Source organism: Paraburkholderia lebeckiae (genome assembly GCF_050436325.1).
GTDB classification, from domain to species: domain Bacteria; phylum Pseudomonadota; class Gammaproteobacteria; order Burkholderiales; family Burkholderiaceae; genus Paraburkholderia; species Paraburkholderia tuberum.
On the sequence record NZ_JBNDLZ010000003.1, the window covers coordinates 1,986,220 to 2,000,607 of the forward strand.

Annotated in this window: 12 protein-coding genes and 1 tRNA gene; 9 read left to right on the forward strand and 4 right to left on the reverse strand. The window is 62.1% G+C overall.

The genetic code is table 11. The annotated features are described in order from the left end of the window. Nucleotides 1–147 precede the first annotated feature (147 nt). Entirely contained in the window at nt 148–1,062 is a 915-nt protein-coding gene (nodI, locus tag OKW44_RS27035; protein WP_018418193.1) for a nodulation factor ABC transporter ATP-binding protein NodI, read from the forward strand. Nucleotides 1,063–1,081: 19 nt separating this feature from the next. Next, on the forward strand, nt 1,082–1,909 hold the full coding sequence (locus OKW44_RS27040; RefSeq protein WP_018418194.1) for an ABC transporter permease: 828 nt from the start codon (nt 1,082–1,084) through the stop codon (nt 1,907–1,909). Between the two features lie 92 nt (nt 1,910–2,001). On the opposite strand, the gene OKW44_RS27045 is transcribed toward OKW44_RS27040, so the two are convergent. Both OKW44_RS27045 and OKW44_RS27050 read right to left on the reverse strand, forming a co-directional pair. After that, nucleotides 2,002–2,424 carry a hypothetical protein gene (locus OKW44_RS27045; RefSeq protein WP_013089291.1) on the reverse strand — a complete coding sequence of 141 codons (423 nt, stop codon included), beginning with the start codon at nt 2,422–2,424 and terminating at the stop codon, nt 2,002–2,004. A 280-nt stretch (nt 2,425–2,704) separates the two neighbouring features. Then, nucleotides 2,705–3,688, reverse strand: coding sequence for a LysR family transcriptional regulator (locus OKW44_RS27050; RefSeq protein WP_018418195.1), 984 nt, complete (start codon nt 3,686–3,688; stop codon nt 2,705–2,707). A gap of 254 nt (nt 3,689–3,942) precedes the next feature. Between OKW44_RS27050 and OKW44_RS27055 the strand changes: the two genes are divergently transcribed. Next, nucleotides 3,943–5,337: a M20 family metallopeptidase gene (locus OKW44_RS27055; RefSeq protein ID WP_026225416.1), complete on the forward strand. Its 1,395-nt coding sequence runs from the start codon at nt 3,943–3,945 to the stop codon at nt 5,335–5,337. 125 nt (nt 5,338–5,462) lie between these two features. Here OKW44_RS27055 and OKW44_RS27060 read toward each other — a convergent pair whose 3' ends face one another. Continuing rightward, nucleotides 5,463–6,515: an NADP(H)-dependent aldo-keto reductase gene (locus tag OKW44_RS27060; protein ID WP_018418197.1), complete on the reverse strand. Its 1,053-nt coding sequence runs from the start codon at nt 6,513–6,515 to the stop codon at nt 5,463–5,465. A gap of 168 nt (nt 6,516–6,683) precedes the next feature. On the opposite strand from OKW44_RS27060, the gene OKW44_RS27065 reads away from it, so the two are divergent. Both OKW44_RS27065 and OKW44_RS27070 read left to right on the forward strand, forming a co-directional pair. Continuing rightward, nucleotides 6,684–6,911 (forward strand): DUF3820 family protein, encoded by a 228-nt coding sequence (locus tag OKW44_RS27065; RefSeq protein ID WP_018418198.1) that lies wholly within the window; start codon nt 6,684–6,686, stop codon nt 6,909–6,911. Nucleotides 6,912–7,158: 247 nt separating this feature from the next. Next, nucleotides 7,159–7,404, forward strand: coding sequence for a hypothetical protein (locus OKW44_RS27070; protein ID WP_018418199.1), 246 nt, complete (start codon nt 7,159–7,161; stop codon nt 7,402–7,404). 170 nt (nt 7,405–7,574) lie between these two features. On the opposite strand, the gene OKW44_RS27075 is transcribed toward OKW44_RS27070, so the two are convergent. Next, nucleotides 7,575–8,021, reverse strand: a complete 447-nt coding sequence (locus tag OKW44_RS27075; RefSeq protein WP_018418200.1) for a sulfotransferase family protein — start codon at nt 8,019–8,021, stop codon at nt 7,575–7,577. 437 nt (nt 8,022–8,458) lie between these two features. Here OKW44_RS27075 and OKW44_RS27080 point away from each other — a divergent pair, with 437 nt between their 5' ends. From OKW44_RS27080 to OKW44_RS27095, 4 genes are all read left to right on the forward strand, one after another. Continuing rightward, a complete protein-coding gene (locus OKW44_RS27080) occupies nt 8,459–8,830 on the forward strand; it encodes a hypothetical protein (protein ID WP_084753989.1) in 372 nt (123 codons plus the stop codon). Nucleotides 8,831–8,956: 126 nt separating this feature from the next. After that, on the forward strand, nt 8,957–9,958 hold the full coding sequence (gene dusA, locus OKW44_RS27085; RefSeq protein ID WP_026225417.1) for a tRNA dihydrouridine(20/20a) synthase DusA: 1,002 nt from the start codon (nt 8,957–8,959) through the stop codon (nt 9,956–9,958). 89 nt (nt 9,959–10,047) lie between these two features. Further along, nucleotides 10,048–10,123: transfer RNA gene (locus OKW44_RS27090), tRNA-His, on the forward strand. A 1,671-nt stretch (nt 10,124–11,794) separates the two neighbouring features. Beyond that, complete coding sequence (locus OKW44_RS27095) at nt 11,795–14,245, forward strand: glycoside hydrolase family 15 protein (protein WP_018418203.1); 2,451 nt, start codon at nt 11,795–11,797, stop codon at nt 14,243–14,245. Nucleotides 14,246–14,388: the final 143 nt, after the last annotated feature.

Below are 14,388 nucleotides of genomic sequence, written 5' to 3' on the forward strand. Positions count from 1 at the left end.
CCTACGCATGACGCGTTCCCGGACACCCGCTCGCATCAGCGATCCGATACCTGGAGCAAGCGGCTTCGCGTGCGCAATGCGTGCATCACGGCTATGTTGTGTGTCTTGCGCGTACGTCGTGTCTTTTTCCGGAGCCTTGCTCGAGCCATGCCCACCGCCCCCATCGAATTCCATCAGGTCAGGAAAAGCTACGGCGAAAAAACGGTCGTCGACGGATTGTCGTTTTATGTGAACACCGGCGAATGCTTCGGGCTGCTCGGCCCCAACGGCGCCGGTAAGACCACGACATTGCGCATGCTGCTCGGCATTGCGGCGCCCGACGCCGGCGCGATCCGGCTGTGCGACGAGCCGATCCCGGGCCGCGCGCGCCTCGCGCGCTCGCGCGTCGGCGTGGTGCCGCAGTTCGACAACCTCGATCCCGATTTCACGGTGCGCGAAAATCTGCTCGTATTCGGTCGCTACTTCGGTCTGAGCGCCGCGCAGTGTCGCGCGGCGGTGCCGGGTCTGCTCGAATTCGCTCGCCTCGAGAACAAGGCGGACGCGCGCGTGAGCGAACTGTCGGGCGGCATGAAGCGGCGCCTCACGCTCGCGCGCGCGCTGATCAACGATCCCGACGTGCTGATCATGGACGAGCCGACCACCGGTCTCGATCCGCAAGCGCGCCATCTGATCTGGGAGCGGCTGCGCTCGCTGCTCGCGCGCGGCAAGACCATCCTTCTGACCACGCACTTCATGGAAGAAGCCGAACGGCTCTGTCATCGACTGTGCGTAATCGAGGAAGGCCGCAAGATCGCCGAAGGGGCGCCGCGCGAGTTGATCGAATCCGAGATCGGCTGCGACGTGATCGAGATCTACGGCCCCGATCCGTTTGCGTTGCGCGACGAACTCGCGCCGCTCGCCGAGCGCACCGAGATCAGCGGCGAGACGCTGTTCTGTTACGTGAACGACGCGCAGCCCGTGCATATGCGCCTCAAGCAGCGCGCCGATTTGCGCTATCTGCATCGGCCGGCGAATCTCGAGGATGTGTTTCTGCGGCTCACCGGTCGCGAAATGCAGGACTGAACCCATAGCGAGACACTTGATGGACGCACGTACTTACGAAACCCACGACGGCACGCCATCGGCGCAAGAGCCGTTCGGTGCCTTCCCCGCCAACGCCACGAACTGGATCGCGGTATGGCGCCGCAACTACCTGGTGTGGAAAAAGCTCGCGATCGCGTCGATGTTCGGCAACCTCGCCGATCCGATGATCTATCTGTTCGGTCTCGGCCTCGGGCTCGGGCTGATGGTCGGGCACGTCGACGGCGTGTCGTATATCTCGTTCCTCGCGGCGGGCACGGTGGCGTCGAGCGTGATGATGTCGGCGAGCTTCGAGTCGATGTATTCGGGCTTTTCGCGCATGCACGTGCAGCGCACGTGGGAAGCGATCATGCAGACGCCGCTCACGCTCGGCGATATCGTGCTTGGCGAGGTGGTGTGGGCCGCCAGCAAATCGGTGTTGTCCGGTGTGGCGATCATGCTGGTGGCGGGCGCGCTCGGCTATGCGAGTTTTCCGTCGATGCTGCTCGCGCTGCCGGTCATCGTGCTGGCCGGTCTCGCGTTCGCGAGCCTCGCGATGATCGTGACGGCGCTCGCGCCGTCATACGACTTTTTCATGTTCTATCAGACGCTCGTGCTCACGCCGATGCTGCTGCTCTCCGGTGTGTTCTTTCCGATCTCGCAACTGCCCGGCGCCGCGCAAGCGGTGACTGCCGCGCTGCCGCTCGCCAATGCGGTCGATCTGATGCGCCCGGCGATGCTCGGCCGGCCGATGGAGCACGCCGCGCTGCATGTGAGCGTGCTGGCCGCTTATGCAGTCGGCGGCTTCATCGTGTCGGCGATCCTGTTTCGGCGTCGCATGATGAAGTAAGCCGAACGCGCGGGCGGCGCGTTGCGCCTGCACCCGCGCAAGACGACGCCGCGTCGGTCGTCGTATGGCGTGTTTGCTATCGTTGCGCGCGCTCAGTCCTCGTCATCGGTCCACGGAATGTCGACGTCGGAGATGAACGCGACCGTCGCGAACGGGCCGCCCTCGTGACGCCCGATCTTGCCATCGGCGCGCTGCCACTCCACCCGGAACACGGTGGCCGGATCATCCGCGATCAGCCGCACCGTGCGCAATTCGTCGGGATCGGCGTCCTCGACCGGACCGTCGAGCGAGATCAGCAGCGCCTGTGGCCATAGACCATCGGCGGGATCGTAGATCTTGTCGCCGTCGTGAATCAGCGTGAAGGCTTCCACGCCGATGGTTGCCGACGCATCGACGATCATCTTGGCGAGCGCACGCAACAACGCGGTCGCTCGCGCCGAGTTCGCCTGACGGATCGCGAGATCGCCGCGCGTGAGAGCCTGCTCGAGTTTTGGATTGGTTTTCTGTTGCGCCATGGCTGTGTTGGTCCTATCGCTCTGTTGTGGGCAACGCGCCATCGGGACGACGCGCCGCGTTTCTATTTGGGTCCATCTGTTGCCGCTTGTGTGCATTGCAGCATCGCGGGCTGGGCGGCAGGTCCGCGGTTCGACTGTCATTGTTCCGCGTTTCCCCTGATCGTGGCGCGCACCATCAGGGTCGTTTTCTCAGGGCCGTCCTTGCCGTCCACCACAGTTTAGGTCGTGATTCGGATTCCGGGAGAACATTTGCCGCTTGGTGCGTTGCATGTGACGCATTTCATGCATCGGCTCGCGGACGCCGCGGCGTACGTTTACCGCGTCCGCCGGCGACCTTCGACGCCTGCGCCCCAGCCGGCTTCGCATCCGCGATCCGCGCGATCAAATGGTCGCGAAACGTGCGCACCGACGAGGGCAACTCGCGCCCCGCCATCGTCTGCACCTGGATGCTGCGCTGGCGCATCTGCGGGTCGGTGAGCGGAATCACGACGAAGCCGTCGTCGGCATAGCGGTCGCGCACCGACAGCAGCCCCGTGAACATGATCGCTCCGGACCGCTGCGCGTAGCGATAACTCGCGCCGCTGTTGTTGCAGATCAGGTCCGGCTCGAGGAGGATGCCTTCGAGCGCGCACGTGATGTCGATCAACTGGCGAATCGTGGTGCCCGTCTCCGACAACACGAGCGGATGGCGACTCACCTCGGCGAGCGACAGTTTCGCGCGCGCCGCAAGAGGATGATCGGCGCGCAGCAGCACGAACACCGGCGCGCGTTCGGTGTGCTCGACCTTCACGCCCTTCTCCGGCGCGAGGCTGAACGACAGCGCGATATCGACGTCACCGTCGCGCACGTGGCGAGTGGCGTCGGCCGGCGACATCACGGTCAGCGTGAAATCGATGCCGGGGTGCTCGGCGCGGAAATCCGCAATCGCGGCGGGCAGGAAGTCGACCGCAAAGCCCTCGGCGGTCGCGATCTTGATCCGGCTGCCGTGCAAGCTCGCGAGGCCGCTAATCTCTTTCATCACGTGCTCGGCTTCGAGCAGGCTGCGTTGCGCGTACGCAAGCAGCCGCTCACCGGCCTCGGACAGCGCCATGCCGCGCGGCCGCCGTTCGAACAGCGTCACGCCGAGCCCGCTTTCGAGCCGCGCGATTTGCCGGCTGATCGCCGATACCGCGACGTGCAGCCGTTCCGACGCGTCGCTCAGCGAGCCGCTGCGCGCGACTTCGACGAAATAACGCAACGCGATGCCATGCAGTGAACGTGCCATCCTGGACGCCTCGATCGAATCTGTTGCAACGGTGCCATGGGCGGGCGGGTGCCGCGGTTCGAGCCGACTCGCGACGCTTTGCTTTTCCGGCAAGGCAAGCTTCGAAACCTGATCATTGTGACAAAAATGGCGCGCTTCTAGAATCGGTTGCAATGACGTTGCAGGCGATTCGCCTGAACGCCGCGTCGAGCATCGAGCCATCGAGCCTGGCGGCCCTCTGCCCCTCACCTATCCCCCGCATCGGAGACATCGACATGAGCCGCAACGAGGCCATCGAGCTTGCCACCCGGCACTTCGAATCCGGCGCTTTTCTCGCCGATCTGAACCGCCGCGTCGGTTTTCGCACCGAAAGCCAGGAAAGCGATCGCGGCGCGCTGCTGCTGTCCTATCTGACCGACGAAATCCAGCCCGAAGTGGAGCGCCTCGGCTTCAGCACGCGCATCGTCGATAACCCGGTCGATGGCTTCGGTCCGTTCCTGATCGCCAACCGTCACGAAGGCGATCATCTGCCGACCGTGCTGATCTACGGCCACGGCGACGTCGTGCGCGGCTACGACAGCCAGTGGCGCGCGCCGCTGACGCCGTGGGCGGTGACCGTGGAAGGCGAGCGCTGGTTCGGTCGCGGTACCGCCGACAACAAAGGCCAGCACTCGATCAACCTCGCCGCGCTCGCGAGCACGCTCGCCGCGCGCGACGGCAAACTCGGCTTCAACACGAAGCTGTTGATCGAGATGGGCGAGGAAACCGGCTCACCGGGGCTCGACGCGATCTGCCATGCGCATCGCGATGAACTGGCCGCCGACGTGCTGATCGCCTCCGACGGTCCGCGTCTCGCAGCGCGTCGTCCGACCGTGTTTCTCGGCTCGCGCGGCGCGGTCAATTTCAGGCTGTCGCTGAACCTGCGCGACGGCGCGCATCACTCGGGCAACTGGGGCGGCTTGCTGCGCAATCCGGCGACGGTGCTCGCCAACGCGCTCGCGAGTCTCGTCGATGCGCGCGGCGTGATCGCAGTCGACGGCCTGCGTCCGCCGCCGATCCCCGAGGCCGTGCGTCGCGCACTTGCCGACATCACGGTGGGCAACGGTCCGGGCGACCCCATCGTCGATGATAACTGGGGCGAGCCGGGTCTTTCCGCGCCCGAGCGCGTGTTCGGCTGGAACAGCTTCGAAGTGCTGGCCTTCAAGGCGGGCAATCCGGAGAACCCGGTCAACGCGATTCCGCCGTCGGCGTTCGCGGTCTGCCAGTTGCGTTTCGTGGTCGGCACCGATTGGGAAAACCTCGGCGAGCACCTGCGCGCGCATCTCGATGCGCACGGTTTTCAGCTCGTCGAAATCGACGTCGAACGCGGCGCGCCAGCCACGCGGCTGGATCCCGACGATCCGTGGGTCACGTGGGCGATCGCGTCGCTCGAAGCGACCACCGGCAAGAAGACCGCGCTGCTGCCGAATCTCGGCGGCACGCTGCCGAACGAGGTATTCGCCGACACGCTCGGTCTGCCGACGATCTGGGTGCCGCATTCTTATCCGGCCTGCTCGCAGCATGCGCCGAACGAGCACCTTCTGGCTCCGGTGGTGCGCGAGGGACTGCAGATGATGGCGGGACTGTTCTGGGATCTCGGCGAGAATTCGCCGCTTGCGGCGAAGCGCTAGACGGTGGATACGGCAAAGGCCGCGGGTTGAGTTCGGCCGATGCCGAGTGATTCGCTGCACCTTCCGCGGCCGCCCCGGCAATCGACCGGGGCGGCCGCGGCAAGCGCGTCGCGCTTACCTCGACATCAAGGCGCCGGATTCGGCTGCAGCTCGTGCAGCCTGTCGATTTCCGCCAGCACTTCCGGCGACAGCTTCACGTCCGCGCTGGCGATGTTTTCCTTCAATTGCTCGAGCGAGGTCGCGCCGATCAGATTGCTGGTCACGAACGGCCGGCTATTGACGAACGCGAGCGCGAATTGCGCGGGGGTCATGCCGTGGCGCTTCGCGAGCTCGACGTAACGCGTGGTCGCCTGCACGGCTTGCGGCTTGCTATAGCGCTGGAAGCGCTCGAACAGCGTGATGCGCGCGCCGGCAGGACGCGCGCCGCCCTCGTACTTGCCCGACAGCCAGCCGAACGCGAGCGGTGAATACGCGAGCAGACCGATGTTGTCGCGATGCGCGTACTCGGACAGACCCACTTCGTACGTGCGGTTCAACAGGCTGTACGGATTCTGGATGCTGACGATGCGCGGCAAGCCGAGCCTTTCGGCCGCGCGCAGAAACTGCGCGACGCCCCACGGCGTTTCGTTCGACACGCCGATATGGCGCACCTTGCCAGCTTTCACGAATTCGGCGAGCACCGTCAGCGTTTCCTCGATCGGCACCGTGTACGCGTCGTCGACCCACGGATACGACGGACGGCCGAACGTCATCGTGCTGCGATCGGGCCAGTGCAGCTGATACAGATCGACGTAGTCCGTTTGCAGACGTTTGAGGCTGTCGTTGAGCGCCTCGGTCAGGTTCTTGCGATCGAACTGGTTGCCCTCGCCGCGAATATGACGCGGATTGTGCGGCTGACGCGCGGGGCCCGCGATCTTGGTGGCGAGAACGATCTTCTCGCGCGCGCTCTTGTGCTGCGCGAGCCACGTGCCGATGTAGCGCTCCGTCGAGCCTTGCGTTTCGGCGCGCGGCGGCACCGGATACATTTCCGCGGTGTCGATCAGGTTCACGCCGTGATCGAGCGCGTAGCCGATCTGCGCGTGCGCTTCCTGCTCGGTGTTCTGCTCGCCCCACGTCATCGTGCCGAGACCAATCAGGCTAACCTGCACGTCGGAGTCGCCGAGTCTGCGGTATTCCATCTAACTTGTCCTGTTGAAGAGGTGAACGGAAAGCGCAGACGTTACCACGCCGGCGCATTACCTGCAGCAAGGCTAGAATGCGGGGCCATGCGTTGCAGCGCGCCGCGTCGTGCTTGCGCGTTGCGCGCTTTGCGTTCTCGATGCGCGTCTCATCATGACTTCGTTGCCATGAATCACGAACACCTCGAATTGCTGGTCACGCGCGTGATGCCCTACGGGAAATATAAAGGCCGCGTGATCGCCGACCTGCCCGGCCACTATCTGAACTGGTTCGCGAGCCAGGGCTTTCCGCCCGGCGAGATCGGCCGTCTGCTCGCGTTGATGCACGAGATCGATCACAACGGTTTGAAACCGCTGCTCGACCCATTGCGCAAACCGAAGCCGCTGGAGCGTTGAGACCGTCGCCGTGAAAGCGTTGCCAAGCCGGCTGAAAGTCGCGGCGCAGGCAAGCTGCAAGCAATGCAGGACAGTACAAATTCAGACAGGTTTTTTCTTGCGGATCGCGTTTGCGTGGCCTTTAATCGGCATAGGTCGTCGCGCTGTGAAACGTCGAGAGTGAAGCCGATCAGTCGTCATTCGCTGAACAATTTCGATGTGTTCCGGCGCTGTCCGATCCCCCGCCTTCGTGACTGCCTGCATGTCCATGTCGCAATTCAGCCTGTCGGCGTTGCTCGAATTCATCGGCCACGATCTGTCGCCGGTGCGCGCGGTCATCCTGTTCTTCGTGATCGGCTACGTCGTGGTCGGACTGCCCGTGCATTTTCGCCAGGGCGCGGCCTCGCGCGACATCTGGGGCACGGCCGCCGGCGTGACGATGGCCGCGATCTACGCGGCGTTCATTGCCGGCGTGTACCCGTGGCTGCATCACGTGTCAGTGATCGCCCGTTGAGCGTCGGCCGCCGTCAGGTCGGATCCGAGACCTTCCCATAGCGGTTCAGGCAATTCGCCTCGCGGCTGCCAGCGCCGCACCGACGTTCGATACAACGGTCGGCGCACCTGTGCCGAACTCGCGGTGCTGACACGCCGCATCTTCTCGCGAAATGCGAGGCAACGTTCGTCTCACTCGACCCCGCAATGCGCGTGCATGCGACGCACGTTCGCTTCGCTATCGTCGACCAGCTCCTCCTGCTCGATCTCGATCATCACGCCCGCGTGTAGAACGCGCCACCAGTGCGTTATCAACGCATCGTACGCGCGCTGACAGCGGCCCAGCTCGCAGAGGTGGTAGCCGAACGGCACGTCGTGAAAAATGCGCGAGGAAATGAAGTTAAACGGGTATTTGTCGGCAAAGCGCGCGAGCGGTCCAGCCGATTCCGCCTCGTCGTAGCGCATGCCCTGGCGATACAGCACGTTGCCTTTGACAGGATGATCCAATGACGCGGGCAAGCGTCGTGGCGAGGCGCTCGCGATGATCCGGATCGGCGGGCTGGAGCGCACATGCGCATTCGAAACATCGTAGCGCGGCTTCGTCGTCGCCGTGCGCGATACAGGCGTCGTCTTCGGCACGCCATTGCCCTGCGGTGTCCGGTTGAGGACCCAGCTTCATAGACGGCCGTGCATTGCTCCTTAGAACTGGCGAAAGGCTAGCGCGACGGCGGTCGGGCGGCGGCGTCGCGGGCGAATGGGTTGTTCGCTTTCGTCGAGCAGAAGCGTGGATTTCCGCGCGGGCACGCGAATCGCTTCCGACTCAAACGACGAATCGTCCGATGGAAGTTAGCAGCCACGCCCTTCAGTAATGTTTCAGATCGTTAACGAAGATTTACCGCAGCGCTGCTCGGGAATACGCGAGAGGTCTGGCGAAACGGTCGAGCATCGCGGCAACGGCTCGCGTGGTCGAAGCCCCGAGCGCGCACCGCCGCGCCGGCGCCGGTAACGCTCGGACACAAACGCGGCTGAACTCCATTGCGCGCGGTTTTTCTGAGGATTACGTGAAGGAGAAAATCGTGACCAGGCTCATTGCATCGATGACGTTGCTAGCGGCCGCGGCAGCGAGCATCACTGGATGCGTCGTCGCGCCGCCAGCGGACTACGGCTACGCGCAACCCTACTATCCCTACGCGTATGGACCGCCTTACTACGGACCGGCGTACGGCTCGGTTGGTATCTATGGCGGTTTCGGAGGGCGGTGCTGCTATTACGGACATGGGTATTGGCACGGGCGCGGCGGATGGCATGGCGGAGGCTGGCACGGCGGGCACGGCGGCTGGCATGGCGGGGACGGCGGATGGCACGGTGGCGGATACGGCGGCATGCACGGCGGCGGCAGCTCATGGAGCAGTGGTGGCGGGATGGGGGGACATGGGCATGGGCATTGAGGCATTGAGGAATTGAGGCATTGACGAACCGGTGCCCGCCTCTGTCGCGATATGGCTCCAGCGCGCCCGGCGGTTTCTGGCCTTGCGGTAAAATTAATGTTTTGATTCAAGCCGCCTGGCCGCTCCATGTCTTTACCTCGCACTCCCAGCCCCCGCCGCGTGTCCGTTGCCCCGATGATGGACTGGACGGATCGTCATTGCCGCTCGCTGCATCGAATGATTTCGCGCCATACCTGGCTTTACACGGAGATGGTGACGACCGGCGCGCTGCTGCACGGCGACGTGCCGCGTCATCTCGCGTTCACGCCCGACGAAGCGCCAGTCGCGCTGCAACTCGGCGGCAGCGAGCCCGACGATCTCGCCCGTTCGGCCAAGCTCGGCGAGCAATGGGGCTATGACGAAATCAACCTGAATTGCGGCTGCCCATCCGAGCGCGTGCAACGCGGCGCGTTCGGCGCATGCCTGATGAACGAGCCGCAACTCGTCGCCGATTGCGTGAAGGCGATGCGCGACGTCGTATCGGTGCCAGTCACGGTCAAGCACCGCATCGGCGTCGATACGGTCGAGGAATACGGCTTCGTCCGCGATTTTGTCGGCACGATCGCGCTAGCCGGCTGTGAGGTCTTTATCGTTCATGCGCGCAACGCGATCCTGAAGGGCCTGAGCCCGAAGGAAAACCGCGAGATTCCACCGCTCAAGTACGACTACGCGTATCAGTTGAAGCGCGATTTTCCGCAGCTGGAAATCATCATCAATGGCGGTATCAAGACGCTCGACGAAGTCGACGCGCATCTTCAGCACGTCGACGGCGTGATGCTCGGGCGCGAGGCGTATCACAACCCCTATCTGCTCGCCAATGTCGACGCGCGCTTCTACGGCTCTGCGCAGGCGCCGCTGACCCGCGAGCAGGTCGAAGCGAAACTGATCGAGTATTGCGCGACCGAAATGGCGCGCGGCACCTATCTCGGCGCGATTACGCGTCATGCGCTTGGGCTGTATCGCGGCGAAGCGGGTGCGCGTGGTTGGCGTCGAGTTTTGTCCGACAGCAAGCGACTTGCGGCCCGTGATCTGACCATCTTCGACGAAGCAAGACAGCATCTGCGCGAGCCCCTCGAACTTTTTGAATAAAGGACTAGGCAAACCACAATCTAGTCCCTATAATCTCGTTTCTTCGTTGGCGAGACCGGTTTTTAGAGCAAGTCAAGCGGACGTTAGTGGTGGCTGTAGCTCAGTTGGTAGAGTCCAGGATTGTGATTCCTGTCGTCGTGGGTTCGAGTCCCATCAGCCACCCCAAAGAATCCATTCGAATCAATCGCGTATCGAATTCCTCAGATTTCACTTAGTGAAATTCGGAACGGAGCGAGGATTTCGGAATAAGGCCCGCCATCGAGCGGGCTTTTTTGCGTCCGGATTTGGGCGAAGAGCGGCACGCTCTCGCACTGGAGTTTGGCGCCCGAATCTTGACCGAGTTGCCTATCGATAAGTGATGGGAGGGACGGAACACCTAGATTCCTTGTAGCCACGGGCTCTAATGAACGATGCTGGCAAATCATCTGGCTGGAGTATGGCCGCATTCGCAGTCCTCGCGGAAATCCTATCGATAGGTGCCGTCCCGCACAGGTGCGAAGGGATAGGTGTCTGATGACACCCATTCGAGGTGGGATCGGTGTCGCGGATGACACCTACAGTTGCCTGATTCAACGCTATGCGGTTTTGGTGTCGGCGACCAAATGCTACGTAGGTGGGAATGAATACCCGGCAATAGTGACTAAGACAATGAGCCACTGCCAATGCCATGTAGAAAAGGAATTCATCGTCAAACTCCATAAAAACCAGCGCATGACAGGTGAGTTGAAGACGCGACCGTGGCTTGCGCGATAGAACGATTAATCCATTTAGCTTACAACTCAAAGAATAACGTCACATCACCTTTATGAGGCGCGGCATGTCGCAATTGCCAACCGCGCCAGCTAGATATGTGCCAGCACTTGTCAGACCTAGCTATGCTGCATATCCATACAGTAATGCGCACCCCTCCCACATCCGCTATCCGGACGCCGTGACAGACCTGACGCGCTTTGGTATCCTGCCAAAATGATCATTTCATTCATGTAAATATTCGACGGTTATTTTTTTGCGGGTCGCGAGAAAATAATTCCCGGAATTGTTCGAGAAATACCCAAGGATCTTTCCGGGATATACGGTACCGTTTGCATAGCAATTCCACCACAAACACTTGACGCCAAGGCAATTGATAAAATAGATCAAGCTTCACACCGGCGGATTCGAAAAAAAACTGGATAATGTCGGAATTCGCAACGTAACTGAGGAAGAGTGTTTCGCGCGAATCTCTATTGCGTTATGTTGCTCCGCGAGAGGCGGGAAAGCAGAGCGCTTTTTCTGGCGCCAACGCGGCCGACAACCATTCTTTTGGGTCGTCGCAATCCACCAAGGCCGCGAGGTCCCCAGTATCGAAAAATAGTCCCGCAAGAATCTCTCGTCTGACTCGGCGTCCATTGCTCCTACTGAGCTATTCCCGCGGAATACATAACGCATATATGCCCCTCGTCTCTCGCTGTCGATGTCGGCGATCTAGGTTTGCATGCCGACCGTCCGAAAGTGGCCGAGGAAGTACGCGACTTCGCCAGTTCCCTCCTCATTCCACCTTGCTGCCGTCGGCCGTAGAGGCTTCTTAGGCGAAGTTGACAGATCCGTGCGCCAGCGTAATCACGCTCACGCGCCGCACGCAAAGAGGACTTCTACACGCATGCGAGGGAGGGCACGCCCGCCACGCGTCCCTCTGAACTTGTTAGGACTGTCGCTGATTGGGCGGGCTCACGTGTCCTCTCTATGCACGTCAAAAGCGCTATCCTCGATAGCTACAACGCGTAGCATGCCCGTTCTTCTGGTCATCACGTTGATTTCTGATCGATCGAAGCAAAGAGAATAATGGAGTGAGATGCGATGGCATATCTGCTTGAATCGAATCCGGCTCCGGGCGCACCTGGCAATCCGCTGAACTGGAGCCGCGCGGACAAAGACGCCGTCGGAACGGCGTACTCGCTGTCGAGCCAGGTCTGGTACACGACAGCAGGCGGCATCCTCACGGAAATCTACTTCCCGGATGTCGACACCCCTCAGGTACGAGACTTCCAGCTGATCATTACCGACGGGTCGACCTTCTATCACGACGCGCAGAAGGACTTCGACCATCGATGCGAATGGCCGGAGCCGCCCGCCCTATCCTTCCGGCTCACATCCCAGGCGAAAGGGCAGCCCTACACCGTCGTGCAGGACGTGATCGCCGAGAAGGGTTCGGCCTGCGTGCTGGTTCGCACGACACTGCAGGGGGACCAGGATTTCCTTAACAAACTGCACGTCTACGCGTTGTTGGCGCCTCACATGGCGGGATACGGCGCTGGCAACACCGCGCATCGCGTCAGCACCGCAAATGGCGATCGCCTGGTCGCGACGCGCGACCATTACTGGCTGGCGCTGGGCGCCGACTGCGGCTTCGGCACGACGAGTTGCGGCTTCGTGGGAGTGAACGATGGCTGGACCGACATCATCGCAAACAGGCGCTTGCCGGTCTGGAACTACGACGCAGCAAAGGACGGATACGTCGCCGTGACGGCAGAGATCAACCGCGCAGGGCAAAATCAATTCGTTCTGGCACTGGCGTTCTGCGTCGACGAACCGACGCCGATTACGCAGAGCACGCCCAACAAGGCGTTGACCGCCGTATCCGAGGCGCTGGCCTACCCGTTCGACACACACGCCGACCCATACAGCCACAAGCAAGCGTTCAACCAGGGCTGGAACGACGCTGTTCGTGACCCGTTCGAGCCCAAGGCGAACATTACGGGCGATGGCAATGCGCTCTTCAACATGAGCCGCAACGTGTTGCTCGCGCATGAGGACAAGACGGCCGACGGCGCACTGGTGGCTTCATTGAGCATCCCGTGGGGACAGACGATGCGGGACCTCGCTGCCGGCTACCACATGGTCTGGCCGCGTGACATGTGCCAAAGCGCACTCGCGCTGCTGGCCTCGGGTGCGCAGGATGCGCCGCTGCGTGGACTGATGTTTCTCGCGGCATCGCAATTGGCGGATGGCAGCTTTCCGCAAAAGTTTTTCATCGATGGCGAGCCGTGGCCCGGCAATGCCTCGCAGCTTGACGAATATTCCTTTCCAATCATCCTGGCCTACCACTTGAGCGAGGCCGGTCTGCTGCGTCAATTCGATCCCACCGGAATGGTGCTGGCCGCGGCAGGCGCATTGATCAAGAACGGCCCCATGACTCAGCAGGAACGATGGGAAGAACTCGAAGGCTATTCGCCTTCGACACTGGCATCGAACATCGCGGCGCTGGTCTGTGCGGCCGCGAAATGGGCGGACGCCAAAACCGCCCAGTTCCTGCTCGAATACGCGGACTTTCTGGAATCGCATCTCGAGACATGGTGCGTCACCACGCAAGGCACACTGGTTCCGGACATTGCGCAGCACTACATTCGAATCTTGCCGACGCACATCAATGGCGTCTTCGATTTTCCAGAAGATCCAAACACCGCTAAGGTAAGCGTCTGGAGGAACGAGTACGACGCAAACACCATCGTGGACGCAGGCTTTCTCGAGCTGGTGCGCTATGGCATTCGCGCCGCGAATGATCCGATCATCGTCAACTCGATCAAGGTAGTCGATGCAGTAATCAGAAAAAATCTGCCACAGGGACCGGGCTTTTATCGATACAACCATGACGGTTACGGCCAGGGCAATCTCGGTGAGGACTGGTACGACGGCTCTCCCTTCGGGGTTGGGCGCCCCTGGCCGCTGCTTGCTGGCGAACGCGGCCATTATGAATTGGCCGCCGGTGGCGATCCTACACCCTACATCCGCGCTCTCGAGGCGTTCGCAGGAACGCGCGGTCTGCTTCCCGAGCAAGTGTGGGATCTGCCCGATCTGCCCAACACGCCCTTCGTGACCGGCGGGCCGACGGGCTCAGCCACGCCGCTCGCGTGGGCCCACGCCGAATACATAAAGCTCGTTCGCTCCGCTTCTGATGGTCACGTCTTCGACCGCCTCGATGTCGTCGCCGGCCGTTATCAGCCTCGGCTTGCCCAGGCGCCGCGCGCCCGCAGCACCATCGAAATCTGGAACTTCAACCGCCCGCTGCCGTCGATTCCTGCCGCCACGACACTTCGGATCCCTTTGGCTGCGCCTTTCCGCCTGCGCTGGTCGATCGACGACTGGGCCTCGTCGGAGGACAGCGAAGCCACCACAACGGCGGTCGGCATCTACTATGTCGACCTGGTCACGCAAGCAGCCCAGGCCGGTTCATCGCTTGCATTCACTTTTTTCTGGACCTCGAGTCAGACGTGGCAAGGGCAGAATTTTTCCGTCGCCCTCCAATCCTAAGCGATGAGTCGTCAAAGGCAGACCATTGCTTCTGCCGTGAAGAAACGGGCGACTTCATCTGGCTTGCGATGGGCACCGCGTCGCTCATGTAGTGGAACACCCAGTGGGGAATGGCGAATGGTCATCCCTCGCAAGACCGTTTG